We start from the raw sequence: 25,039 nt of genomic DNA on the forward strand, positions 1-25,039 counted from the left end.
GGCGCCGGCAACGTGCAACTCGTAGCCTCAGGCCAACCCTACCGCGTCGGCCTGTTCCATTGCCTTGACTGCCGCAAACACTATGGTGCGCTGCTACCAGCGTTTCCGCTTGCGAAACACTATGTAAGTGATCGTGAAGGTACAGGGCGTTTTGAGAAATAGGCTCATCCCCCACCCGCGTATCCCGTAAGGCGAGCAGGCCGTGCTGGCTGCCGCTGCCGATGGAGTGAAAGTCCTGTTAAGTGGAGAGTGTCGGTGACAATTTGTCGGTGTCCGGTGGGAAGTTATGCCCCGGCGACGGCACTCTCACGCCCAATTTGACAAGCGCAATAATCATTACTAAACCTCTCAATGGTCACCCATTCTGTTGTTGGAGGATCTTCTGCCATGCCTTAAATCATGAAGGGAGTCTCGAATGAAAAACGATCCCGCAACAGACCAACTGGATGCCGACACACCTGAAGATGTCATCGTAAAGACGCAAGCACGTGTCCCGGACTTTGATCCCTCGCTCGGCATTACGGTCAAGCTTGACGCGATTCCGGGTGCCAGTACGAATAAGCTGGTGACCATTGGCGATTCTGTGACGATGGGGTTTCAGAGCGGCGCTATCTACAACACGCGTATCAGTTGGCCAAAAATTGTCGCGGCGGAACTTGGGTGTGATCCGGGATTTCGCTTCCCGTTGTTCGACGGTTACGGCGGACTTCCGTTGAACATTGAATATCTCCTGCGCGCCATCGAACATAAGTACGGCACGGAAATCAGCTGGTGGGAGTTGCCCGCGGCAGGGTTTGAGTTGCGTCACCAAATGGCGTTGATCGAGGATTACTGGGAGCGCGGCGCAGGCGCGAAAGCGCCGGTCACCAGCGCAATAATGCATAACCTGGCGGTTTATGGCTGGGATATTCGAGATGCGTTGTCCCGAACCGCAAAGAACCTGAAAGCTGCGATGGTTAAACCAAAGGATGATCTTTTTTCCCAGGTCGTCGAGAACGCCAATATCAGGGCGGCACTTGGGGTCTATTCCTCCATGGATGAAACCGATACGTTGCTGGATGCCGCAAGAAAACTAGGCGAACAAGGTGCATTGCCAGGAAGCGGTGGCGATGCAACTACGCCCGGGATCGAGACCCTCGTGGTTTTTCTGGGGGCCAATAATGTGCTCGGCGCCGTTACTCGCCTGAAGGTCAATTGGAGCGGAAAAAATCACGACAAGATCGGCAAGGACAAGGACAGTTACACCGTATGGCGTCCAATCCACTTCGAGTCCGAATACTTGTTGCTGGTAGCAGAGCTGGAAAAAATCAAAGCGCAGCATGTGATTCTGATCAACGTTCCTCATGTGACGATCGCGCCTGTAGCCCGTGGGGTTGCGCAGAAGGTTGAGCCTCGTTCACGCTACTTTCCGTTTTATACCCGCCCATGGATCAGTGATTCGCAGTTCAACGCCGCGACAGATCCCAACATCACCGAGAATCAGGCGCGGGCCATTGACAGTGCTATCGATCAATACAATGAGCTGATAGCGAATGTTGTGAAACAGCAGCGGTTGGCCGGTAAAGACTGGTATGTGCTGGACATTGCGGGCGTCATGGATCGAGTCGCGGCTAGGCGTTATATAAACGATGTCGCCGCACGCCCCGCATGGTGGACGGAATATGAACTGCCGGCAGCGCTCAAGGTCCTGAATCCAAAACCCGACTCGCGATTTTTCTCTTCAAGCCCACAGGGCCGCCTGCAAGGAGGCTTGTTCAGTCTGGATGGCATTCACCCAACGACTATCACCTACGGCCTCATCGCGCAGGAAGTGATCAACATCATGCAGTTGGCCAAAGTGCCGTTTTATCATGGCGATGGCGTGACCCTTCGACAGGGGCCCGTGCAGGTCGACTTTGAACGGCTGATCAGGCTGGATTCACTCATTTCAAAACCGCCCGCTACGCTGTCCAGTGATATGAAGACACTGGGATGGCTGGATGAAACCGGTGACTTTTTTGGCAAGTTGAATCCATTCAGTTGATCGGAGCCAACGTGAACGATCTTGCCCGCTCGCCACCACCGGGTGCCTCGCAGTTGCTGAATCGTCAACACATCTCGTCCCGCGATAAGTGGGCTGGGACGGGCGTCACCCTGGAGCAGGGGAGGCGTTATTTTTTTCGAGCCAGCGGTACATGGCGGGATGCCTGGATTCACTGTGATGCCAATGGCTACAACCGCACTTTTTTGAACCTGGCCAAACGATTTTTGCGTTGTTCTACGGGTGACGCCTGCTGGTTCATGCTGATCGGGGCCATTGGCGAGTCCACAGACTCCTTCTTTGTAATAGGTGATGGCGCTCGCTGGAGTGAAGGCTGGATAGCCCCGGCGAGCGGGAAGCTAAGTGCGTTTGCCAACGACATAAACGGTTTTTATTGGAATAACTCCCGTTCGATCATCCTGGAAGTCTGGCAGTAAGTTTCCAGGATCTACCACTCGCAAGCCCCGATAGATTCGTCTGGGAGGGAGACCGTGCGTAATGCTCTTTGGCTGACAGTGTTAATGACGATCAATGTTTCAGCTTACAGCTCAGAAGATGACAACCTGGAGATCTGGCGCCAGCAAGGTGTTGCCGAGCCGAAGATTCAGTTCCTGGGTGTTGGCGGCTGGCTTTTGCATTGGCACGCAGAAGGGTTGCTATTGGCTCCCTCCTTCAGTAATCCCGCCGCGCTGGGGATAGAGGGGTTGCCGCCGCTCTGGGTTGAAGCCGACAAGAAACGCATTGATCAATACATGCCGCCAGCAAGTGACGTTACGTTGCTGTTAGTCGGGCACGGACACTACGACCATTTGCTGGACGTGCCCTGGGTCATGAGCCGACACACACCCAAGGCGAAGCTCTATGGGTCTGATTCGGTGGTGCACATGCTAAAGGCAATGGCGGATCCCGACAGGGCTGAGGACGATCATTGGACGCGGGTCGACCCGGCCAGAGTCTTCAGCGCACAGAAAGCCATGGCCACGATTCAAACGAATTCAACCAGGCCCGGAGAATGGATCTATTCCTCCGGCCAGACAATCCGGGCGATGCCGATCCAGAGTGAACATGCAGGGCATATCCTGGGTATTGATCTTGTTCCGGGTGAATACACGGCGGATCTGACTGAAGTGCCGACTTCCGTATTCAAATGGAAGCCCGGGCAATCGCTGGCCTGGCTGATTGACTTGCTCGATGACCAGAAACAACCGGTGTATCGCATCCATTATCAGGACAGCGCCGCCTCGCCGCCTTACGGCTTTCCTCCAGTCTTGTCAGACTGCAAGGCCATTGATGTCGAGATCCTCAGCGTCGGTTCCTGGCAGCAGGTGGACAAGTACCCGAATGAACTGTTGAAGTTGACCCGGCCTCGATTAGTGCTGCTGGGGCATTGGGAGCGGTTCTTTGGAAACGACCCCGGCAAACCCGAGTCTCTTCGTTGGCAGAACGAAGCGGGAATGGTTCGGGCGATTCATGACAGTGTTCCGGTCGGCACGCTGGTGCGCATGCCTGCGCCGTTTGCCGAAATAGCCCTTCCAACCGCGTAATGACCGGAGCTGAAACGGGCAGCGAATCAGGTTTCGATGAGTCGTTTATCGGGCAGCGTGACTGCCTCAAACAGATATTGCCTAAACAGGGGAAATACCGTGCCCGATTCAACAGGACAAACGCCAGAGACTCCACCAACGCCTTCTGGAGCGGGAATTGCACATATGTCGAAAACCACTATAGAGTCAGTTCAGTTTGATATTGCCCAGGGCAACAACTACCGGATGGAACTGAGCAAGACAATGCTCGCCATCGCAACAGGTTTGCTTGCGTTCACCATCTCCTTCCCGCCGACTTTGACCAAAATCACATGGGTTGAATCGATGCAGGTTGGTTGGCTTGGCCTCGCCGCATCCATTATTGGTGGTTTCGTCAATATGTATGGATGGGAAAGGTTTTACCTGAGTTATCGAGAGGATTTTCACGGTAAGGGCGAGGCCGCAAAAGGGAATCGAAAATGGATTACGGTATGGCGACGCTGCGGCCGGTTCGTTCAGTCCGCCGGGTTGTGCATCGGTGTTATCGGCATTGGCATTTTCGCCTACTGCAATCTCCCCAACATCAAACTGGCGCCTTGATTATGTCCGCTAAATGGCAACAACGCAGAAGCCGCGAGTTGGCGGAATCGGGCAAACGCAAAACAGAGAAACGGGCGTTTGCGATTGCAAATGGCAAAGCCGTTGACGGGGTAGTCAAAGACCTTGGACCCGATCCGGGTTCAAAGGCTGGAGGCGGTGTTCGCGTGGTCTTCAACATGTCCAACGAACACATTCCGACGTTTTGCGCCGACACGGTGGGCGGCTATAAAAACTCCTACGATCTTGGCAAAACAATCCGCTTGGGTGACGTCATTCCGACCCCACCGCCCAAACTCCGTGAACTGGTGGATTATGCTGTTTCAAAGGCCACCGGCATCGCGGCTGATGAAATTTACTTCGGGGCCGTGGAAGTGAACGGCAGCGGGGTGCGTTTTTACGGCGACTATTGTCTGGTTTTGAAAGACACCCAAACCGATGAATGGGTGCTTGATCGCAACTCCTACGACATTGCCCGGCCACCGCTTTCCTGGAATGGACCTCTCGATCAAAAACAGATGATTAAAAACGTCGAATCGATTTCAGGAAAGTGGAGCGCTGATCTCGGACATATGTTGGTCGTAAAGACGTTTTCGAGTGTCCGAGTCTCGAGTCGAAGACTCACCGTCGGGCAGATCTCAAATGCGGTTCTGAATGACGAAGACTATGTCGAAGTGCTGCGCAAAGGCAGCTTCACCACTGCCGATATAGCCGAGGTACGAACCTCCGCGACCGACGCCGCTCGGGAAAGCGCCATTGCTGACCGCGCGCTGCATGGCCCCATTCCCAGCGCAATGGAATTGCTATGGCGCCGTCGCCGTCTTGAGGCGGAGCATGCGATGACAAACAGGGGGCTAACCGTCCGGGTCGTCACCGCCCCAGGGAGAATCCGCTGATGGCCTGGTATATCGACACGATGGATGCACCGGCCGGTTATGCGTTTGCGACCAAACGGATGCCTGATCTGGAGGGCGATCGCACCCTTGCGGACAATGCCGATACATTCTTTATCGAGGCCCCGCATTTTGTCGCTGAGCGTGTGAGTTCTCGCGCCATTGCATTCGGTGCGACGCGGGGCCGGTTTCAGGCCGGCTTGTATCAAGGCGCGAGCGAAGTTTCATTTCCATCCCTAAGCGCGGTGTCCGAATTCGTGCGACGTTGCTATGGCAGTGGCGGTGGTGCGGATGAGGGCGGCCCCGGGACACCCGTCGGGCCTGGCCCGAACGAGCCTCAACCGGATCGCCCGCGTCTGAGCGCTTGGCGCGCGCCATCCGGCGAACGTCCGGAGCGGGAGCAGACCGATCCTGTCCGGACTCTGGAAGGCGCATTTGGGTCGTTTCAGGAGCAGGTGCAGGCCCGGCACGAGGAGCTTGCCTCCATCGAGCCGTCTTCGTTTCTTGAACTGACTGCACAACCCACAGAGCGCTATGGCGAGGATTCGGCGCTGCGCCTGGCGCGGGCTGCGTTGAGGCTCATTCTTGAAGTCAACCTGATTCCCGAAGCCGCTGATCCGGAGCAACGCTGGGCCATTGACGAGTCTGGCAGACGACTCTACGCATGCATTTCGCGGATGGGGCTCTGGGTGCCGATTTATAGATTGCTCGAGGCTGATCAACAGGCTTTCGGGCTGGCCAAAGGTGCCGTCGGCTGGAACCTGATCAACCTATTCGAACATATTGTCGGGCGAACGCGTGATGAGCTGACCGTCGTTCATTTACTGGGACTCAAACTGTTCGCTGGACGGGAAGATCTATCGATCTACGAAAACATTATTTCGAGATCACGTTACAGTTTCGACTACCACATGGGCATTTTCAGCGAGACGTTTCATGTTGGTGTTGCGCTTGATCGTTTCGCGGATATTTCGCATATCGTGATTCCTGCGGTGCTGATTCCTGAGGAGTATCGTCCTCGCCAAGTGGCGCCCACCCTTAGAAACCTAATCGCATTCGCGTGCAATTCGCCGACGAAAATCCCTGCGAACTTTCGCCAAGAAGTCTGCGAAACCCTTTTATTCGGCGCCTGTTACTTAAATGGCTCCACAGGCTCGAACCATTTCATGAACCACTCGGTGCCCTATGACATTCCCAACTTCGCATCCAGCGAATCTCAGTTGGCGAACATTCATCGCATGGTCACCGCCGCCATGGCTTGGCTCAAGACTAGCTTTCCCACGTGCGCGTTCAGCCCGGCACTTGAAAGCATCATCGCGGACACGGCGTCATTGAAGAAGAAAATCTGAGCCCGAAAAAACCCGCAACTCAGTGCGGGTTTTTTCACGCTTGAACGTTACACGGCACTCGCCAGTTTCCCGCTCGACAACCGCCGCTTATAAGCACTGTCCCGATTCGCCAACCAGAAATACAACGGCGAAGTCACCAGCAACCCCACCAGCCAAGACAGATCCGCACCGTTGATGTGCTCGGAAATCGGCCCGACGTACAGCGGTGTGTTCATGAACGGAATCTGCACCGCAATCCCGATCGCGTAGGCCAGCAATGCCTGTGGGTTGTAGCGTCCGTAGATCCCGCCGTCGACGTGGAAGATCGAGTCGATGTCGTACTGACCTTTGTGAATCGCGTAGAAGTCGATCAGGTTGATCGCGGTCCACGGCACCAGCACTACGAGCAGCACCAGCACCATGTCGACGAAGTGGCCGATGAAGTCCGCCGAGGCGCCGACGGCGGCGAAGCAGCACGCGCCGAGGACGATGACCGAGAGCACGGCGCGGCTTTTCGCGGTGGGGATCCAGCGATAGGCGAAGGTTTGTACCAGGGTGATCAGCGACAGCACGGCGCCGTAGAGGTTGAGGGCGTTGTGGCTGATGACGCTGAGCAGGAACAGCACCAGCATCAACGGACCGATGGAGCCGGTGGCGAGTTTGACGGCGTCCATGGTGTCCATGCCGACCGGCGTGGCGAGGACCGCGACGGCGCCGAAGATGAACGACAGGCTGGAGCCGAGCACGGTGCCCAGGTAGGTGGTCCAGAACGTCGAGGCGACAGGCACGTCCGCCGGCAGGTAGCGCGAGTAGTCGGACACGTACGGCGCGAACGCAATTTGCCACAGCGCTGCCAGCGATACTGTGGCCAACCAGCCGGAGATGTTGAAGCTGCCACGGGTGAGGAAGTCGGTGGTCTGCACGTGGGTGAAGATGTAGCCGAAGCCGAGCACGATGCCGGCACCGAGCACCCAGGTGCCGATGCGGTTGAGGACGTGGATGAAGCGGTAGCCGATGATGCCGATGATCCCGGAACCGAGGGCGCCGATGACGATGCCCACCGGCACTGGCACGCTGTCGACCACGCCGTGCAGCGATTTGCCGGCGAGGACGATGTTGGAGGCGAAGAAGCCGATGTACATGATGCCGGCGATCAGCACCACCAGCAGCGCGCCGAGGGAGCCGAATTGGGCGCGGCTCTGGATCATCTGCGGGATGCCCATCTGCGGACCTTGCGCCGAGTGCAGCGCCATCAGCACGCCGCCGACCAGGTGCCCGACCAGAATGGCGATGACGCCCCACACCAGGTTCAGGTGAAACAGTTGCACGCCGAGGGCGCCGGTAACGATGGGCAACGGCGCGATGTTGCCGCCGAACCAGAGGGTGAACAAGTCCCGGACCTTTCCATGGCGATCTTGCGGCGGGACGTAGCCGATCGTGTGCTTCTCGATCAGCGGAGCGGAGGTTGTTGCAGAGGTGACCATGACGAACTCCAAGGCAATGTGAGTACGTGGACGTACTTCGGTGAGCGCCGCGTGGGCGACGCTTTTCTTGTTGGAGTGATCATGTGCAAAGCCTCGTCATAGATAAATTAGTAAGTTTGTTGCTTCAAACCTTAAAAAAAATATGCCCCGGGGTTGGGTGGGTCCGGTATGTTCTGGGTTGATCGAACACTGACCTGTGGCGAGCGAGCTTGCTCGTGCTGGGCTGCGAAGCGGCCCCAAAAATTCTGCGAACCGTTGTCGATTTTGTGAGTGCTGCGCACTCAAGCGGGAGCAAGCTCCCTCGCCACAACAGTCTGTCGGTGCAATCCGATGTTTTCTGGAGATCCGCATGGCCGCTTACAACCTGCGACAGCTGCGCTATTTTGTCACCACCGCCGAATGCGGCAGCGTGGCGGAGGCTTCGCGCAAGCTCTACATCGCCCAGCCGTCGGTGTCGACGGCGATCAAGCACCTGGAAGAAAGCTTCGGCGTGCAGCTGTTTATCCGCCATCACGCCCAGGGTGTTTCACTGACGCCGAGTGGCTCGCGGTTTTATCGCAAGGCGCTGGAGCTGCTGCGGGTGGCGCACGAGTTTGAGCAGAACGCATTGGCGGACAATGACGTGGTGGCGGGGCAGATCGATATCGGCTGCTTTGAAACCGTGGCGCCGCTGTACCTGCCGCGTTTGATCGCCGGTTTCAAGGAGCGCTGGCCGGGTGTGGAGATCCGCATTCGTGACGGCGAGCAGCAAGAGTTGGTGCAGGCCCTGACTGCCGGCAGCATCGATGTGGCGATGCTGTTCGAACACGATCTGGACAGCACGATCGAGACGGTTCCGCTGATGCCACCGCAGCAACCTTACGCCTTGCTGCCGGCGGACCATCGCTTCGCGCAGCAGGCGAAAGTCTCGCTGGACGACCTGGTGCTGGAGCCAATGATTCTGCTCGACGTGGTGCCGAGCCGCACCTACTTCGTCAGCATCTTCGAGGAGCGCGGATTGACCCCGCACATCGTCTTCAGCTCGCCTTCAATCGAGATGGTGCGTGGCATGGTCGGCCGTGGTTTTGGCTTTTCGATCCTGGTGACCAAACCCTTTTCGCCCTACACCTATGACGGCCAACAATTGGTGTGCATTCCGCTCGCGGAAACGGTGACGGGATCGGGGTTATCGGCGGCGTGGCTCAGAAGGTCGCAACTGACCAAACCGGTGCAGTTGTTCGTGGATTATTGCCAGGAAGAACTGGCCCGACTCTATACCTGAGTGTCGGGCCCATCACTCAACTGATCGATGCCAGCATCCGTTGCAGCAACGCGTCGCAGCCGTTCAATTGCTCGACGCTGACGAACTCGTCCGGTTTGTGGCCCTGGTCCATGCTGCCCGGACCGCACACCACCGTCGGGATCCCCGCCGCGTCAAACAGACCGCCCTCGGTGCCAAACGCTACCGTGCCGAACTCCCGGGAACCCGAGAAGGCAGCGATCAACTCAGCGGCTTCGCTGCGGGCATCAGTGGCCAAACCGGGATACGCCGACAACTGACTGAAGCGGATATCGCTCTGTTCACTTACGGCGCGCATACGCGGCAAAACCTGTTGCTCGGCGTAGGTCTTCAGCTCTTGCGCCACAGCGCTTGGATCAAACGAGGGCAGGGCGCGGATTTCAAAGTCGAAACGGCAATCGGCGGGGACGATGTTCAACGCCTTGCCGCCGGCAATCACCCCGGTTTGCACGGTGCTGAAGGGCGGATCGAAACGTTCGTCGTGATGCTCCGGCGCTTTCAGCCGCTGGCCAATCCGCCCCAGTTCACCGATCAGTTCGGCGGCGTATTCAATCGCGTTGACCCCAAGCGGCGCGTAGGCCGAATGGCAGGCTTCACCGTGAATGTCGCAACGCATCGCCAGTTTGCCCTTATGCCCGAGCACCGGTTTGAGTTCGGTCGGTTCGCCGATGATGCACAGCATCGGTTTGACCGGGCGTTGCTCCAGCGCTTTGAGCAGCGAGCGCACCCCGAGGCAGCCGACTTCTTCATCGTAGGACAGCGCGATGTGCACCGGCCGCCGCAGCGAGGCCTTGACCAGCGACGGCACCAAGGCCAGCACGCAGGCGATGTAGCCTTTCATGTCCGCCGTGCCACGGCCGAACAGCTTGCCGTCGCGCTCGGTGAGTTGGAACGGCGCAACGGTCCACGGCTGGCCATCGACGGGCACTACATCGGTGTGCCCGGACAGCACAATGCCCGGCAGATGGGCGGGGCCGATGGTTGCGAACAGATTGGCCTTGCTGCGTTGCTCGTTGTAGACCTGTTCGCAGGGCACCTCGAAACGGGCAAGGTAGTCGCGGACAAACTCGATCAGCTGCAAGTTGGATTCGCGGCTCGTGGTGTCGAACGCCACCAGCGCTTGAAGCAAATCGCGGCTGCTGTTCATCGGTCGTCTCCGGCAACGCCGTAGCCAGGGGAGCGATCAGGCGCCAGGGCGCGGTCGATGTAATCCTGAACTTGAGGGCGATAGGCGTCCCATAGCTTTTCCAGTTCGCCGATCGGATCTTCTTCGGCCCAATCCACCCGCAGGTTGATGATCGGCCAGGTCAGTTCACCGACCACGACCATCGCGGCAGAGTGCACCGGCCCGGCTTCACCGCCCGCCACCATCGCGGCTTGCATTGCGGCCAGCAAGCGGTCGGCCAGTTGACCTTCACCCTGCTCGAACGAGCGGACCATGGCCTCGATCACCGAGCGATCCGCCAGCATGTTACCGGCGGCCACGCATTGCTCGCCGGACACGGCATTGTGGTTGCCCAGGGTTTCCGAGCCGCTGAAATGCGCGGTGCGGCCGAGGTGGTCAATCGCGGTGACCTGGCGATATTGGCTGTAGCCGTTGCGGGTCAGCACCTTGTCCAGCGCATCCGAGGGTGAAAGCCCTTGCTCCATGAACGCGAGGGTTTCCGGGCCGAGGGAGGGCAGGGTGATGTTTTGTGTGGAAACGGCGCCGACACCCGGAACGAGCCACGGGCAGCGGGCGCCGACGGCGATGCTGGAGGAACTGATGGCGATGCCGAGTTGACCGGTTTCGGGGCATCTGGCGGCGATGGAGAAGGTCATGGTTTTGCTCCTTGTTTTGCCTTGGCAAAAGGGGTGTCTGGGCGGGCGTCTTCGCGAGCAAGCCCGCTCCCACAGGGGGAACGCATTCCAAATGTGGGAGCGAGCTTGCTCGCGAAGGCCGCGCCTCGGTCTACCTGTGCTTACTCAGGAATCACCGCAATCACATCAATCTCCATCAACCACTGCGGCTGCCCCAGCGCCGAGACCACCAACCCGGTGGAAATCGGGAACACGCCCTTGAGCCACTTGCCGACTTCCTGGTACACCGGCTCGCGGTAGCGCGGGTCGATCAGGTAGGTGGTGGTTTTGACGATGTGGCTCAGGTCGCTGCCGGCTTCTTCCAGCAGTTGTTTGACGTTGCGCATCGCTTGCTCGGCTTGGGCTCGCGGGTCGCCGAGGCCGATCAGGTTGCCTTCGAAATCAGTACCCACCTGACCGCGAACATACACGGTGTTGCCGGCGCGCACGGCCTGGCACAGGTCGTTGTCCAGGCTCTGGTTCGGGTAGGTTTCCTTGGTGTTGAACATGCGAATACGGGTATGGGTTGGCGTGGACATGTGAAGCTCCTGAACAAGAGTTAAGCGCTGACGCTGGTTTTATGGGCGACGGGGCCGGTCTCGGCTGCACGCTGGTCCGCGTCGCGGTACTCGAGGTACGAACGCTGGATGGCGATGTGGTCGGCGACGTACTTGGCGTCATGCCATACGCCCCAGATAAACGACGAACCGCGACGGGACTGCCACGGCAGGCCGAGGAAATACACACCCGGCTCGCTGGACACGCCGCGCTGATGCTGCGGCTTGCCGTTGTCGTCGAAGGCGTTGACCTTCAGCCAGCTGTAATCCGTGGCAAAACCGGTGGCCCAGATGATCGAGGTCACGCCGGCCTTGACCAGGTCGAGTTCAAGAATCGGATTACTCACACACTCCGGCTCCGGGAAGGTGTGGCGGGCTTCGGGTTCTTCCGGCAGGTCCAGGCCATTGCGTTCGATATAGGCGTCGGCGGCATCGAGCAGCGCCCGGTAGTTCTCGTCGCCACGGGCGAGGTTTTCCGCCAGGTTCGGCTGGAACGACGCCACGGCACCGTTGAACGACTGGGTCAGACCGACCAGCGTCATCCCGGCATGGGCCAGGCCACGGAAGTCCACGGTGCGGCCGCCATGGGCACCGCTTACGGCGATGGTCACGTGTTCACGGCCCGGCTTCATTGCCGCTTGATCCCACTCGCCCAACACCCCCAGCCACCAGCAGAAATCACGGTTGCGATAGGCGCGAGGAGGGCGGTCGTGGGCGCCCACCGAGAGATAGACCTTCCTGCCCGCGCCCTGCAATTCATCGGCAATCTGCACCCCGGACGAACCGGCGCCCACCACCAGCACCGCGCCTTCGGGCAGTTGCTGCGGATTGCGGTATTCGGCGGAATGAATCTGGGTGAACGGCGCGTCTTTCGGCGCAATCGGTGGGATCACCGGACGCTGGAACGGCCCGGTGGCGGCCACCACGCGATTGGCTTCGATCACACCTTCGGAGGTTTCAACGGTGAAGCCCGGGCGACCGACATTGCGATCGACCTTCAGTACGTCCACGCCGGTACGGACCGGGGCGTTGAATTTCTTGGCGTAGGCTTCGAAATAATCCGCCACCCGCTCTTTCGGGGCAAAGCCGTCGGGGCTCAGATCGTCGAATTCCATACCGGGAAAGCGATCGTGCCAGGCCGGACCATTGGCCACCAACGAATCCCAACGCCCGGTGCGCCAGCGTTCGGCAATCCGATTGCGCTCCAGCACCAGGTGCGGTACACCGAGTTTGCTCAGGTGTTCACTCATGGCCACGCCAGCCTGACCGGCGCCGACAATCAACGTGTCTGTTTTTATTGTTTCTGTGGTCATTTCTCTACCCTTCGAAGTGGGAGTCAGGTCGGTTATGGCCTGCCATCTCTTGGGGTCAAGACTAGGGTTCACCCTGGTATCGGTAAAATATTATTAAGCTGGGAACTGAGCATAAATAACGGATGCAGAGGGTTAACGGAGAGATCGAGCCATGAACAAACAAGCACTCAGCGATGCTTATTGCGCCTATATCGACTGCCTCAACCGCCAGGACTGGCCGACCCTGGGCCAACTACTCGATGAAAACGTGCACTACAACGGCGAACGCGTCGGGGTGTCCGGTTATCAGGCGATGCTGGAGCGGGATTTCCGCGCGATCCCCGATCTGCGCTTCGTGATCGAACGGCTTATCGCCGACCCACCGCACATCGCTGCAAGGCTGAACTTCGATTGCACGCCCGTGGGGGAATTGTTTGGCTTGCCGGTGAATGGGCGGCGGGTAGTGTTTAGCGAGAATGTGTTTTACGAGTTCAAGGAGGGGAAGATTTGCGCCGTGTGGTCGGTGATCGATAAGGCTGCGGTCGCGGCGCAGATTATTTGAATGGTGCCAGATACATTTTTGACTTCACCTGAAAACCCTGTGGGAGCGAGCCTGCTCGCGAAGACGGTGGGTCAGCCAACATCACCGCTGAATGACACACCGCATTCGCGAGCAGGCTCGCTCCCACATGGACAGCATTAAGGTCCGATCAGGCCTTGCTCGCCGCCAGATAAGCGCCAAGTCGGCTGCCCATCTCCGCCCCCAACGCCTGCAAACCACTCAGCGGACGCACCATCACTTCAAATTCGACGATTTTCCCTTGTTCATCGAAGCGGATCATGTCGATGCCTTTCAGCGCTTTTCCGCCGACGTTGGCACTGAACTCCAGCACGACATTCAACCCGTCCGCCGTCGCCAGTTCGCGGTGGTATTCAAAGTTTTCGAAGACGTCGAACACGGTGTTGAGGATCATCGACACCACGGCCGCGCCTGGATAAGGCGTGTGCGCCATGGGCGAGCGGAAGACGGCTTGTGGGTCGAGCAATTCGGGCAAGGCTTGCAAGTTCCCGGTGCGGATCATCGCGTGCCACAGGGTCAGGGATTCTGCGGCTTTGGGATGCAGGTTCAGTTCAGACATTATCAACTCCTGTTTTTTGTTGTTCTGTGAGCGCCGGGCGAGCCTGCAAATACTCGGCCATCGCGGCGAAGCGCTGGCGCGTTTCGTGTTCGAAAATACGATTGACCAGCGGATCCAGCAACCACCCCAGCCAGCGTGGCCGCAAACGGACGCTGAAGGTGTAGATCAACTCCGAGGTGTTGTCACCCAGATCGCGATGGCGCATCGACGCCGCCCACCACTCAAACACGCCTTCAGGCTCGACCAGCAGCGCGGCGGCGACTTGCCCTGGCTGGAAGTTGACGAAGCGGGTGCGCATGGAAAAGTAGCGCTTCCAGCCTCGGCCTTCATTGAATGTGATTGCACCGGTGTAAGGACGAATACCGCCACCTTCGACGCCAGCGCGCGACAGCAGCGTGTCCCACTGCATGCGCACCGTGTGATTATGGAAGGCCTCGAACGCGTCGGCCGCGCTGGCGGGCATGATCAGGTTGATTCGGTGTTGGGTCACGCGTCGTCCTCGACGATTTTCACCATCATGCCCCAGCGCGGAACCAGAATGCTATGCACCGCCATGACCATCCCCACACAGGAATGGCGGCCTGCGCCGCCAGTGGAAAACATCACCACAGAGCGGATCGCTCTCGGATACACTCCCGTGATGCCAAAACATCATCACACGCCCTTGCGCTTCAGCCGTATCGCTCACAGCATCGTCACTCGACTGCTGTTATTGGCGCTGTGCATGGTCATTTTTGGCGCGGTGGTGCGCTATTTCGTCTTGACCAACTTCCTGCGTGAAGATTTGAGCGCCGTGGTGGAAGGCCAGCAATTGACCCTGGCCACCTATGTCGCCCGGGATATCGACTACAAAATCGTCCAGCGCCAACTGATGCTGGATCGCCTGGCCGATTCCGTTCCGGTCGAGCTGCTGACACAACCGCAGCAGTTGCAGGCGTGGCTGAAAGAGCATTACGCGTACCAGACGCTGTTCACCGCGGACTTATTCATCGTCGGCCCAACGGGGCGTGTGCTCGGGAACTATCCGGAACCCGTCGAGACCGATTACGCCGAGCGGGATTACGTGCGGGCAGGGCTGGCGGGGCGCTCCTTGATCGGTCAACCGGCGCTGGACAAAACGACCCAAACACCGATCCTGCCCATGGCCGCGCCCATCAAGAATGCCGCCGGTGAGGTCCAGGCCGTGCTGGTTGGCGTCAGCGTGCTCGGTACGACAGGGCTTCTGGATTCGCTGCTGCAAAGTCGCGTGGGGGATGCCACGGGGGATTTCCTGCTGGTATTCCCCGACAGTCAATTGTTTATCGAGTCGTCCAACCGTAACGTGCAACTCAAGCCCACCTCGGCTACCGGCGTCAATGTGCTGCATGATCGGGCGGTGGCGGGGTTTCGCGGCACCGGGATGACGCTCAATTCCAAAGGCGTCGAGGAAGTCGCCGCCATCGCCGCCGTCCCCAGCGCCAACTGGTTCATCGTCGCGCGCTTGCCGGCCAGCGAGGCGTTTGCCACGGTGACGCGCACCCAGCATTTCTTGCTGAAAGGCGCGGTGTTGTCGATTCTGTTTTTTGCGACGTTCGCTTCCATCGGTTTGTACTTTGTTTTCCGTCACCTGTTCCGCGCCGCCGAGCAGGCCGACCGCATGACCCGCGATGAACTGCCCCACGCGCCCCTGGCGGTGGTGCGCGATGATGAAGTCGGGCACTTGATCTCGGCGTTCAATCGCCTGCTGCTCAAGTTGAATGACAAACAGGATGAACTGAAAAAAATCGCGCATCACGACACCCTGACCGGGCTGACCAACCGGCACCATCTCTCTGGCCAACTGCGGCAAGTGCTGGCGCAGGCGCGACGCACAGACACTCAAGTCGGCTTGCTGTTTATGGACCTCGATGGTTTCAAGCACATCAACGACAGCCTGGGGCATGAGGCCGGCGATGAGGTGCTGCGTCAGGTGGCGCGGCGTTTTTCGTCGGTGGTGCGCGAGGGCGACACCCTGGCGCGCATTGGCGGTGACGAATTTGTCGTGCTGCTGAGCGACCTTGGGGCCCATGCCGAAGAAACCCTGGGCACCGTCGCGACCCACTGCATCGAATCCTTGAGCGCGCCGTTCTTCATTTCCGGCACAGTGTGCATCGTCGGTGTTTCGATTGGCATCGCCTTGGGTAACGGGCAGAGTTCCGCCGATACACTGCTGCTGGCCGCCGACCGGGTCATGTACCAGGCCAAGAAAACCGGGCGTGGGCGGTATGTGACGTACAAGCTTTAGGCCATTGGCGTTTAACTCAAGGAGAACCGAAATGAGCCAGACACTGGAACGTGCCATCGCTATCGCCGCTTCCGCCCACGAAGGGCAGGTCGACAAGGGCGGCGCGCCTTACATCCTGCATCCGCTGAAAGTCATGCTGCGGGTGACGACCCTGGAAGAACGGATCGTCGCCGTACTGCATGACGTGGTGGAAGACACCGGCATCAGCCTCGAAGCCCTGCGTCAGGAAGGCTTCAGCGAAGCGGTGCTGGAGGCCATCGCGTCGGTCACCAAAGTGCCGGGCGAGTCTTATGAAGCGTTCGTCGAACGCGCGGCGCTGAACCCGATCGGGCGGGTGGTGAAGCTGGCGGATCTGGAAGAGAACAGCGATTTGTCCAGGATTGCGCAGCCGTCATGGGATGACTTGGAGCGGGTTGAGAAGTATCGGCGGGCGATTGGGGTGCTGCGGTCGTAATCTGCCAGATCAAAAAACACCCCCATCCCGCCGTGTGGGCCGCGACGTTGATTTACCGTCGCCCTGTGGTTGCGCCCAAGGCATCCCACACAGCCATGACCTGAGTCACCGACGCGTCCATCACCGCGTGGGGAATCCCGTCTCTGGCCAACGCTGTCAGGCCCAACAGAAAACTGTCAAACATGGCGGCCAGCGCAGACGTGTCGGTCTCGGTCGGCAGTTCGCCCTGGGCAATGCCGCGCTCGATGCAAACAATGATGCCCGCCCTGTTACGAGCCCTGGCTTCGGCCAGCGGTGCAGAAACCGCCGTGGGTTGTGCCGAGCAAGTGTGCATGACGCCCAGCGTCACCAGGCAGCCCGGAGGATGGCCAGCTTCGCTCTGCATTTTGGCGGAGCGGCGCAAGGTCGACTCGATGGCTTCGCGCGGGGGCAGAAGGGGGTCGAACAGGCTCTCGGTCACGCGGCCGTGGGAATTTTGATAACGCTCGATTACTTCCTGGAACAACGCCTCTTTTGAGCCGAACGCGGCATAGAAACTGGGCGCGGAGATACCGCCGCCGATGGCTGCCTTGAGCTGACTCAGTGAAGTGGATTCATAGCCGTGCTCCCAGAACAGGTGCATTGCCTGCGTGATTGCCTCGTCACGGTCGAACGTGCGCGGGCGGCCCATTGTTGCCATGTTCACCTCCGGTAATCGTGTACTTAGATACTAGTCGATACAAAAGTCATTGACCATGTCCTGTTTGCTCTTTAGATTTATACCACTCGATACATAAGTGCGTAATCAGGAGCAAAAACATGCAGGACAGTCAGCTTGAAAATGAACGGTTACCCCTCGGCGCGCTCCTCGCGCTGGCCATGACAGGCTTTATTTGTATCGTCACCGAGACCTTGCCGGCCGGGTTATTGCCCGAGATCGGCAGTGGTCTGAATGTTTCGCCATCACTGGCCGGGCAAATGGTCACCGTCTATGCGTTGGGTTCGTTGCTGGCGGCCATTCCGTTGACCATCGCCACCCAAGGCTGGCGGCGCCGTAGTGTGTTGCTGCTGACTATCGTCGGTTTCCTCGTGTTCAATTCCGTCACGGCCTGGTCGTCGAGCTACGGGTTGACGCTCATTGCCCGATTCTTCGCAGGGGTATCTGCCGGGTTGGCGTGGAGTCTATTGGCCGGTTATGCGCGGCGCATGGTGGCGGTGCACCTTCAAGGGCGCGCCATGGCCGTGGCGATGGTGGGCGCGCCGATTGCGTTGTCGCTGGGCGTGCCGTTAGGCACTTGGTTGGGAAGCCTGGTGGGTTGGCGCACGGCGTTTGGGTTGATGTCGGTTCTGACGGTGGGGCTGATTGTCTGGGTGCTGGCGAAAGTCCCGGATTATCCTGGCCAGGCAGGTTCCGAACGCATGCCGTTGGGCCGGGTGTTCTTCACCCCGGGCGTTCGACCGGTGCTCGGGGTCGTGATGACCTGGATGCTGGCGCACAACATTCTCTACACCTACGTCGCGCCTTTCGTGACCCCGGCCGGGCTGGCCAGCGATATTGATCGCGTGCTGCTGGTGTTCGGTATCGCGGCACTGCTGAGTATCTGGATTACCGGTCGCCTGGTGGACCGCTATCTGCGCAACGCCGTGTTGATCAGCCTCGCCGCGTTCGCCGCGACGGCCTTCGTTTTCGGGTTCTTTTCCCAGTCTGTGATCGTCATCTACCTGGGCACCTTTGTCTGGGGCCTGACCTTCGGCGGTGCCGCCACATTGCTGCAAACTGCGCTGGCGGATACGGCCGGCGAGGGCGCGGATGTCGCCTTGTCCATGAACGTTGTGGCCTGGAACGGTGCGATTGCCATTGCCGGGTTATTGGGGGGTGTGTTGCTGGATCAGGTCGGCGTTGTCTCGTTTCCGTGGGTGTTGCTGTTGCTGTTGCTGGCGGGATTATGGATTGCAGTGGGCGCACGGGTGCATGGTTTTCCGCAGGGTCAGCGGCAAGGAGGCGCTGTGGTGACCGGTCATTGATAAGCGAGAGACGCAGCGCAAAACCCGGCCTGCGGTTGAAGGCAGTGCCGTTTCGGCGGCACTGCTTTTCTCAGTTCTGACCGCGCTGTGCGTATTGCTGAACCAGCGGTCCAAAGTCCTGCGGCGCAGGGAATTGCTCAAAGCCATGTTCTGCGCCGGTCGCGACCCACGGCAGCTTTTCGCTTGTCCACGTTTCGATAAACGGGGCGTAGCGCTGCGGGTTTTCGAGCAGGCTGGAACGCACGCCAATCACCTGATCATTGCCTTCCGGACGGGTAAACAACCAACTCAGGCAATGCGGGCAGAAGAAGTGTTGCGTTGGCCCATGCAAGCCACCGATGGCGGGGTTGCCTTGTGTGACCACAAAGCTTTCCGCCGGCACCAGAACACTCAGAGAGAAAGCGCTGGACGCCATTTTCTGGCAACCCGTGCAATGGCAGGCGGTGGTGATGAGCGGCGGGGCGCGCAGCTCAAAAACAACCTGGCCGCAACGACAACTGCCTTTATCCATGACTGAGTGATTCATCGAACCTCCGGTGCCGTTTCGGATGGCTGCAACGCTTGAGCGAATGCCTGCGGGGTCGGGCTTTGCGTCCAGGTCGGGATACCCTCCGGCAACGTCAGCCAGGGTTGTTTGTGTCTGACCCAGATATGCGCGACAGGCTGCAGGGTTGGGCTGTGATCCAGCGTCCCGGCGCGCAGCACCAACATGCCCGGCGCCGCGCTGGTGGTGTTGTAGAGTCGGGTATGACAGACGCTGCACAACGTGTGAATGGAATGCTGGCTGTCGGCGTCATAGGCATAGTGCGTCACCGGACCTTCATGGGCGATGGCCTCGGATGGCATCAACGCGTGAAGGGCGAACGCGCTGCCACTCCAGGTCTGGCAATCCCTGCAATGACAAGCATAGACCGCCAGTGGCGCATCGGTTGCGAGGGTGTAATGCACGGCGGTACAGCGACATTGGCCGGTCAGCGTCATATGAAAAGCTCCTTTCAGCATCAGGGCAGCGGATAAAGCAGGTTGCCCATGGGATATTCTTGGCCAGCATGACGCTGTGCTTGCAGAAAGAACATCAGCCAAAGTTGCCCAACGGCTCACAGGAAATGTATGAACGCTCCTCAACTACAGTGGGAAACCCAGCGAGCCTTTCTGGCCGTACTGCGTACCGGCAGCCTGTCCGGCGCGGCACGTTTGTTGGGCATTGCGCAGGCGACGGCGCGGCGACGGATCGAGGCGTTGGAGCAAAGCGTCGGCGTCAGCCTGTTCATCCGTTCACCCGCCGGATTGCTGCCGACGGAGATGGCCAAGGACCTGATCAGCCATGTCGAAGCCATGGCCATGGCGGCGAACGCCTTCAATCGGGCGGCGTCAGCCGATGCGGGGCTGGCCAGCGGCACGGTTCGCCTGACCAGCAGCAAACTGCTCGGGGTTGAAGTGCTGCCACCGATGTTGCGCACCTTGCGCCAGGCCTGTCCGCAATTGGCCATCGAACTCAGCGTGTCGAACCGTCTGCAAGCGCTGGCACGGCAAGAGGCTGACGTGGCGGTGCGTATCCGTCGTCCGACCGAGGCATCGGTGGTGACGCGCAAAGTGGGTGACTTGCGCGTCGGGCTGTACGCTACGCCTGATTTGCTGGCGGAGCAGGGCACGCCGGCTACTGCGGCGGAGTTGCATCGCTACCCGCTGATCGGGCCGGATCGCAATCTACTGGAAATAGAATTTCTGCGCGAAAGAGGCTTCGACTGCGCGGCGGAGCATGCCCTCATTCGCACCGACGATCATCTCGCGCAACTGGCTGCACTTCGTGCAGGGTTGGGAATAGGCGTCTGTTCCAGTCAGTTGGCCCAGCGTTACGGACTGGTGCGGGTATTGCCTGGGCAGGTGGATTTTTCAGTCGATGTCTGGATTGCCATGCATCAAGACATGCGCCGGGTTCAACGGATTGCCCTGGTGTTTGATGCGTTGGGCGAAAGCCTGAGGGATTTCCTGGAGCAACCTCCCATTCAGTAAACATCCCGCAAATAGCGCTTCTGCTCACTCATCTGCCGCCAGTAATCCGCAGCACTTTCCTGACTCAACCCGCCATGCCGTTGCGCCACCTGGCGCAACGCCTGGTCGACATCCTTGGCCATGCGCCCGGCATCGCCGCAGATGTACACCTGCGCACCTTCCTGCAGCCAGCGCCACAGTTCCGCACCTTGTTCGCGGATGCGGTCCTGCACGTAGATCTTTTCTGGCTGGTCCCGGGAAAACGCCAGGCTGAGTTGTGTCAGCAGGCCGTCATGTTGCATGCCCTGGAGTTCCTCGCGGTAGTAGAAATCGGTGGCGGCGTGTTGCTCGCCGAAGAACAGCCAGTTGCGGCCCTGATCGCCCCGGGCGCGACGTTCTTGCAGGAAGGCGCGGAACGGTGCGACACCGGTGCCGGGGCCAATCATGATCATCGGCAGGCTGCCATCGGCGGGCGCGCGGAAGTGTTTCGATGGCTGGACGAATACCGGTACTTCGCCGTTTTCCAAACGGTCAGCAAGGAAGGTCGAGGACACGCCTTTGCGTTTGCCGTAGCGAACGGCGGCCACGGTGAGATGGACTTCCTGTGGGTGCGCCTTGGAGCTTGAGGCAATCGAATACAGCCGCGGTTGCAGGCGTTTGAGCGTGCCCAGCAGCTCTTGCGCCGAGCAGTCGATCGGGAATTCCTGCAGCACGTCCGCCAGTTGCCGGCCCCACAACCAGTCTTTCAAGTCCGCTTTGCGTTCACTGCCCAGCAGGTGTTTCAACGCCGGGTTGGCGCTGCGTTCGGCGATAAAGGCCAAGGTGTCGATGTTGGGGCGGGCGATTTCCAGGTGTTCGGTCAACGCCTGATGCAGCGGAACTTCACCGAACTTGTCGACGGTCACGGTGGTGTCAGCATCGAGCCGGGTCAGGTCGAGCAATTCATCGACCAGTTCCGGGCAGTTGCGCGGCATTACGCCCAACGCATCGCCCGCTTTGTAGCTCAGCCCGGAGTTCGCCAGGTCCAGGGAAAACATGCGGGTTTCCTTGTGGCGGCTCTGTTGGTTCAGGTGACGGTTGATCAGTAGGCGTGACGCGTGAGGCTTGGCTTTGCCGGGCGTTTCGGTGGGGCTGACGGCGATGCTCGGTGCCGCCGGTTTCAGCGTTTGTTGGAATTGGCTTAGCCATGCCTCCGCACGTTCTTCGAATTCCGTATCGCAATCGACCCGTTCCAGCAGCCGGATCGCGCCCAATTCCTGCAAGCGTTGATCGAGTTGTTTGCCGTGCTTGCAGAACTGGTCGTAATTGGGATCGCCCAGCGCCAGGACCGCGAAACGCAGCGATTCCAGACGGGTTTCGGCGGTCTTCAGGGTGTGCCAGAAACCTTCGCCATTGTCCGGCGGATCACCGTCGCCGAAGGTGCTGCTGATCAGGGCCAGGGTCTGGGTGGTCGCGAGTTTGCTCGCCGGGAAATCCGCCATGGCGCTCAGTTCCACGGCGATTCCATCGGCGCGTAACCGTGTGGCAAAACGCTGCGCCAGGGCTTCGGCGTTGCCGGTTTGCGAGGCCCACAGCAAGGTCACGGTGGGAGCGCTGTCACTGTTCAGTTGGGGGATGCCTGATTCGACGCGGCTGAACAACCCACCCAGCAAACCATCCAGCCACAGCCTCGAGTCAACCGCCAGTGGCGCATTGGCGGGCAGGGTAGGGACGCCACCTGTCTGGCGTCCGGCCGGGGACTGCAAACCGCTGAGAAAACCGGCGAGGTAAGTGCGTTCACTGTCGCTCAGTGGTGGAGAAGGCACGCGGCTGATGCCGGCGAGATCGGCGAAGGCCTCGATGCGCGACATGGGCAATTCCTCGGACAAGGGGGGAGTGTCGATAGCCGCCGGCACGTTGAGAAACTGATGCTCGATCAATTCCACCCGTTGCAAGGCGACCGCACAAAACTTGAATTCAGGCTGCAGCGAAATCGGGTCGACGGCATCGTTGGTCACCGCGTTGATCGCCAGGTTTTCACCGAACACATCGTTCCAGTGAAAAGGCGCAAAACAGTTGCCCTGACGTACCCGGTCGGTGACCACCGCCGGCAGCACCGCGCGGCCGCGCACTGAACGCACTTCGACGTGATCCTTGTCCTTGATGCCGAGGTTGGCGGCATCTTCCGGGTGCAGCTCCACGAACGGCCCCGGATTGAGCTTGTTCAGGGTCGCGACCTTGCCGGTCTTGGTCAGGGTGTGCCACTGGTGCTGCAAGCGACCGGTATTGAGCACAAAGGGAAAGTCCACGCCCGGCATCTCCGCCGGCGGCATGTGCGGGCGCGGGAGGAAGACGCCTTTGCCGTGCTCGGTGGCAAACACGATGGTGGGTTGGCGGCCATCGTTGTCGACCTTGAGCGTCTGGCTCACGCCGTTGTTCAGGTAGCGAATCGGATTGCGATCCGCCGCCTCGCCTGTCGCGCAGGGCCATTGCAGCGGTTGGTCCCGCAGTCGCGCATAACTGGCTCCGCGAATGTCGTAGCCAGTCTTCGGGTTCCAGGCCTGTTTGATCTCTTCAAAAACCTGCGACGCACAGGTATAGGTGAAGGCCTCGGCGAAGCCCATTTCGCAGGCGACCCGGGCGATGATGTGCCAGTCGGCCAGCGTCTCGCCGGGTGGCTCCACGGCTTTTTGCATCAGCGTCAGGTTGCGCTCGGAGTTGATCATCACGCCCTCGGCCTCGGCCCACAGCGCGCCGGGCAGGAGGATGTCGGCGTAGCGGTTGGTCTCGGTGTCGAGGAACGCATCCTGGGTGATCACCAGCTCGGCGGCCTGCAAACCTTCAATCACTTTCTGCCGGTTGGGCCCCGAGGCGACCGGGTTGGTGCAGATGATCCAGCAGGCCTTGATCTGGCCGGCGCTCATCTGCTCGAACATCGCCACGGTGCCACCGCCAACCTTGCGCGGCAGGCTGTCGTGGGGGAGCCGCCACAGGTCTTCGATGAATTGCCGATCCGCCTCGACCAACACCGAACGCTGCCCCGGCAGACCCGGGCCCATGTAACCCATTTCGCGACCGCCCATGGCATTCGGTTGCCCGGTCAGGGAAAACGGCCCGCTGCCCGGTCGGCAAATCGCGCCGGTAGCCAGGTGCAAATTGCACAGGGCATTGGTGTTCCAGGTGCCGTGGGTGCTTTGGTTGAGGCCCATGGTCCAGCAACTCATCCACTCGGCGGCCTGGCCGATCCATTCGGCGGCTTGGCGAATGTCGGCTTCGGGGATGCCGGTGATCTCGGCGACGCTGGCCGGTGGGTAGTCTTCGAGGAACGCCGGCATGACGGCCCAACCTTCGGTAAACGAAGCGATGAAGTCCGGGTCGGTGTGGCCGTTTTTCACCAGCAGATGCAGCAAGCCATTAAGCAACGCCAGGTCCGTCCCCGGTTTGATTTGCAGGAACAGACCAGCCTTGTCCGCTGTGGCGCTGCGCCGTGGATCGACCACAATCAGCTTCGCCCCGGCCTTGACCCGATCCATCATGCGCAGGAACAGAATCGGGTGACAGTCAGCCATGTTGGCGCCGATCACGAAGAATAGGTCGGCGCGATCGAAGTCCTCATAGGAGCCCGGCGGCCCATCGGAGCCGAGGGACAGCTTGTAACCGCTGCCGGCACTGGCCATGCACAGGCGCGAGTTGGACTCGATGTTGTTGGTGCGGACAAAGCCTTTGGCCAATTTGTTGATCAGGTACTGAGCTTCCAGCGACATCTGCCCCGACACATAGAACGCCAACGCATCCGGGCCGTCGCGATCAAGAATGGCGCGCAGTCGGCCGGCGGTTTCGCTGATCGCCTGGTCCATGCCAATCCGCACCGGATCACGATCGCGTTCATGACGCAGGTAGGCGTTTTCCATCCGCCCCGACTCGGCGATTGCCTGCCCGCAAGTGGTGCCCTTGGTGCAGAGTCGGCCGAAATTAGTCGGGTGCGTCTTGTCGCCGGTGACCTTGACGACCCGGTTGTCCGCGACCTGCATGACGATGCCGCAACCCACGCCACAATAAGGACAGACGCTGCGTACGCTGGTGTTTGTCATCCTCGCCCCTTGACCTTTTGCCTGCATTTGCCCGACCCGCAAACAAAAAAAGCGCCATGTGACCCTCCGTTAAAAAAACGGGAGTTACACGGCGCCTTTGTCGTAGGTGGGCAATCTGCGTTGACTGCTTTGCTGGTGTTATTGCAAGTCACGCGCCAGAAGTATTGTTCAGGCTTGAGCGGTAGATAATCAGCGGGATTCGCGCCCCTGTCCGGCAAGCCGTCATGCGTATTCGGTGCACTTTTATATGGCGCCGTGCACCAGTCGGAGGCGCGATATCCGCGTTTCCAATCGCTGTGACAACC

General features: G+C 59.7%; 24 protein-coding genes. 13 read left to right on the forward strand and 11 right to left on the reverse strand.

Annotation, left to right across the window (positions count from 1 at the left end):
* Positions 1-12: 12 nt before the first annotated feature.
* The 7 genes from ACIQY3_RS07965 to ACIQY3_RS07995 all read left to right on the forward strand — a co-directional run bounded on the left by ACIQY3_RS07965 (position 13) and on the right by ACIQY3_RS07995 (position 6,382).
* Positions 13-162: a hypothetical protein gene (locus tag ACIQY3_RS07965; RefSeq protein WP_403018380.1), complete on the forward strand. Its 150-nt coding sequence runs from the start codon at positions 13-15 to the stop codon at positions 160-162.
* A gap of 253 nt (positions 163-415) precedes the next feature.
* Positions 416-2,023, forward strand: a complete 1,608-nt coding sequence (locus tag ACIQY3_RS07970; RefSeq protein WP_403018381.1) for a hypothetical protein — start codon at positions 416-418, stop codon at positions 2,021-2,023.
* Between the two features lie 11 nt (positions 2,024-2,034).
* Complete coding sequence (locus tag ACIQY3_RS07975; protein ID WP_403018384.1) at positions 2,035-2,457, forward strand: hypothetical protein; 423 nt, start codon at positions 2,035-2,037, stop codon at positions 2,455-2,457.
* A 54-nt stretch (positions 2,458-2,511) separates the two neighbouring features.
* Positions 2,512-3,564, forward strand: coding sequence for a hypothetical protein (locus tag ACIQY3_RS07980; RefSeq protein WP_403018385.1), 1,053 nt, complete (start codon positions 2,512-2,514; stop codon positions 3,562-3,564).
* A gap of 165 nt (positions 3,565-3,729) precedes the next feature.
* Positions 3,730-4,143: a hypothetical protein gene (locus tag ACIQY3_RS07985; RefSeq protein WP_403018386.1), complete on the forward strand. Its 414-nt coding sequence runs from the start codon at positions 3,730-3,732 to the stop codon at positions 4,141-4,143.
* Between the two features lie 2 nt (positions 4,144-4,145).
* Positions 4,146-5,036 (forward strand): hypothetical protein, encoded by an 891-nt coding sequence (locus ACIQY3_RS07990; RefSeq protein WP_403018387.1) that lies wholly within the window; start codon positions 4,146-4,148, stop codon positions 5,034-5,036.
* Positions 5,036-6,382 carry a hypothetical protein gene (locus ACIQY3_RS07995; RefSeq protein ID WP_403018388.1) on the forward strand — a complete coding sequence of 449 codons (1,347 nt, stop codon included), beginning with the start codon at positions 5,036-5,038 and terminating at the stop codon, positions 6,380-6,382. Before ACIQY3_RS07990 ends, ACIQY3_RS07995 begins: the two co-directional genes overlap by 1 nt.
* A gap of 47 nt (positions 6,383-6,429) precedes the next feature.
* Here ACIQY3_RS07995 and ACIQY3_RS08000 read toward each other — a convergent pair whose 3' ends face one another.
* Complete coding sequence (locus tag ACIQY3_RS08000; RefSeq protein WP_163914220.1) at positions 6,430-7,845, reverse strand: cytosine permease; 1,416 nt, start codon at positions 7,843-7,845, stop codon at positions 6,430-6,432.
* A 349-nt stretch (positions 7,846-8,194) separates the two neighbouring features.
* On the opposite strand from ACIQY3_RS08000, the gene ACIQY3_RS08005 reads away from it, so the two are divergent.
* Positions 8,195-9,106 carry a LysR family transcriptional regulator gene (locus ACIQY3_RS08005; RefSeq protein WP_403018389.1) on the forward strand — a complete coding sequence of 304 codons (912 nt, stop codon included), beginning with the start codon at positions 8,195-8,197 and terminating at the stop codon, positions 9,104-9,106.
* 16 nt (positions 9,107-9,122) lie between these two features.
* Here the strand turns inward: ACIQY3_RS08005 and argE are convergent, their stop codons facing one another.
* The 4 genes from argE to ACIQY3_RS08025 form a co-directional block, all read right to left on the reverse strand.
* Entirely contained in the window at positions 9,123-10,271 is a 1,149-nt protein-coding gene (gene argE, locus ACIQY3_RS08010) for an acetylornithine deacetylase (protein ID WP_403018390.1), read from the reverse strand.
* Entirely contained in the window at positions 10,268-10,945 is a 678-nt protein-coding gene (locus ACIQY3_RS08015; protein ID WP_403018391.1) for a DUF1028 domain-containing protein, read from the reverse strand. The genes argE and ACIQY3_RS08015 overlap by 4 nt, the downstream gene beginning before the upstream one ends.
* 140 nt (positions 10,946-11,085) lie before the next feature.
* Positions 11,086-11,502 carry a RidA family protein gene (locus ACIQY3_RS08020; RefSeq protein ID WP_054051217.1) on the reverse strand — a complete coding sequence of 139 codons (417 nt, stop codon included), beginning with the start codon at positions 11,500-11,502 and terminating at the stop codon, positions 11,086-11,088.
* A gap of 20 nt (positions 11,503-11,522) precedes the next feature.
* Positions 11,523-12,869 (reverse strand): flavin-containing monooxygenase, encoded by a 1,347-nt coding sequence (locus tag ACIQY3_RS08025; protein ID WP_403018761.1) that lies wholly within the window; start codon positions 12,867-12,869, stop codon positions 11,523-11,525.
* 115 nt (positions 12,870-12,984) lie between these two features.
* On the opposite strand from ACIQY3_RS08025, the gene ACIQY3_RS08030 reads away from it, so the two are divergent.
* Complete coding sequence (locus tag ACIQY3_RS08030) at positions 12,985-13,374, forward strand: ester cyclase (protein ID WP_403018392.1); 390 nt, start codon at positions 12,985-12,987, stop codon at positions 13,372-13,374.
* 148 nt (positions 13,375-13,522) lie between these two features.
* Here ACIQY3_RS08030 and ACIQY3_RS08035 read toward each other — a convergent pair whose 3' ends face one another.
* Both ACIQY3_RS08035 and ACIQY3_RS08040 read right to left on the reverse strand, forming a co-directional pair.
* Positions 13,523-13,951, reverse strand: a complete 429-nt coding sequence (locus ACIQY3_RS08035; protein ID WP_163914230.1) for a nuclear transport factor 2 family protein — start codon at positions 13,949-13,951, stop codon at positions 13,523-13,525.
* Complete coding sequence (locus ACIQY3_RS08040; protein WP_403018764.1) at positions 13,944-14,414, reverse strand: hypothetical protein; 471 nt, start codon at positions 14,412-14,414, stop codon at positions 13,944-13,946. The genes ACIQY3_RS08035 and ACIQY3_RS08040 overlap by 8 nt, the downstream gene beginning before the upstream one ends.
* Positions 14,415-14,591: 177 nt before the next feature.
* Here ACIQY3_RS08040 and ACIQY3_RS08045 point away from each other — a divergent pair, with 177 nt between their 5' ends.
* Complete coding sequence (locus ACIQY3_RS08045; RefSeq protein WP_403018765.1) at positions 14,592-16,214, forward strand: diguanylate cyclase domain-containing protein; 1,623 nt, start codon at positions 14,592-14,594, stop codon at positions 16,212-16,214.
* A 31-nt stretch (positions 16,215-16,245) separates the two neighbouring features.
* Entirely contained in the window at positions 16,246-16,668 is a 423-nt protein-coding gene (locus ACIQY3_RS08050; protein ID WP_403018394.1) for an HD domain-containing protein, read from the forward strand.
* 52 nt (positions 16,669-16,720) lie between these two features.
* Here the strand turns inward: ACIQY3_RS08050 and ACIQY3_RS08055 are convergent, their stop codons facing one another.
* Positions 16,721-17,347 carry a TetR/AcrR family transcriptional regulator gene (locus ACIQY3_RS08055; RefSeq protein WP_403018396.1) on the reverse strand — a complete coding sequence of 209 codons (627 nt, stop codon included), beginning with the start codon at positions 17,345-17,347 and terminating at the stop codon, positions 16,721-16,723.
* Positions 17,348-17,466: 119 nt separating this feature from the next.
* Between ACIQY3_RS08055 and ACIQY3_RS08060 the strand changes: the two genes are divergently transcribed.
* Positions 17,467-18,672 carry an MFS transporter gene (locus ACIQY3_RS08060; protein WP_403018398.1) on the forward strand — a complete coding sequence of 402 codons (1,206 nt, stop codon included), beginning with the start codon at positions 17,467-17,469 and terminating at the stop codon, positions 18,670-18,672.
* Between the two features lie 70 nt (positions 18,673-18,742).
* Here the strand turns inward: ACIQY3_RS08060 and ACIQY3_RS08065 are convergent, their stop codons facing one another.
* Positions 18,743-19,198, reverse strand: coding sequence for a GFA family protein (locus ACIQY3_RS08065; RefSeq protein WP_403018399.1), 456 nt, complete (start codon positions 19,196-19,198; stop codon positions 18,743-18,745).
* Positions 19,195-19,653, reverse strand: a complete 459-nt coding sequence (locus tag ACIQY3_RS08070; protein ID WP_403018400.1) for a GFA family protein — start codon at positions 19,651-19,653, stop codon at positions 19,195-19,197. Before ACIQY3_RS08070 ends, ACIQY3_RS08065 begins: the two co-directional genes overlap by 4 nt.
* A gap of 129 nt (positions 19,654-19,782) precedes the next feature.
* On the opposite strand from ACIQY3_RS08070, the gene ACIQY3_RS08075 reads away from it, so the two are divergent.
* On the forward strand, positions 19,783-20,685 hold the full coding sequence (locus ACIQY3_RS08075) for a LysR family transcriptional regulator (RefSeq protein ID WP_403018402.1): 903 nt from the start codon (positions 19,783-19,785) through the stop codon (positions 20,683-20,685).
* On the opposite strand, the gene ACIQY3_RS08080 is transcribed toward ACIQY3_RS08075, so the two are convergent.
* Complete coding sequence (locus ACIQY3_RS08080; RefSeq protein WP_403018403.1) at positions 20,679-24,734, reverse strand: molybdopterin-dependent oxidoreductase; 4,056 nt, start codon at positions 24,732-24,734, stop codon at positions 20,679-20,681. The two genes, ACIQY3_RS08075 and ACIQY3_RS08080, sit on opposite strands and share 7 nt — an antisense overlap.
* Between the last annotated feature and the right edge of the window lie 305 nt (positions 24,735-25,039).

The organism is Pseudomonas sp. NPDC096950, assembly GCF_044762525.1.
In the GTDB taxonomy this organism is placed as follows: domain Bacteria; phylum Pseudomonadota; class Gammaproteobacteria; order Pseudomonadales; family Pseudomonadaceae; genus Aquipseudomonas.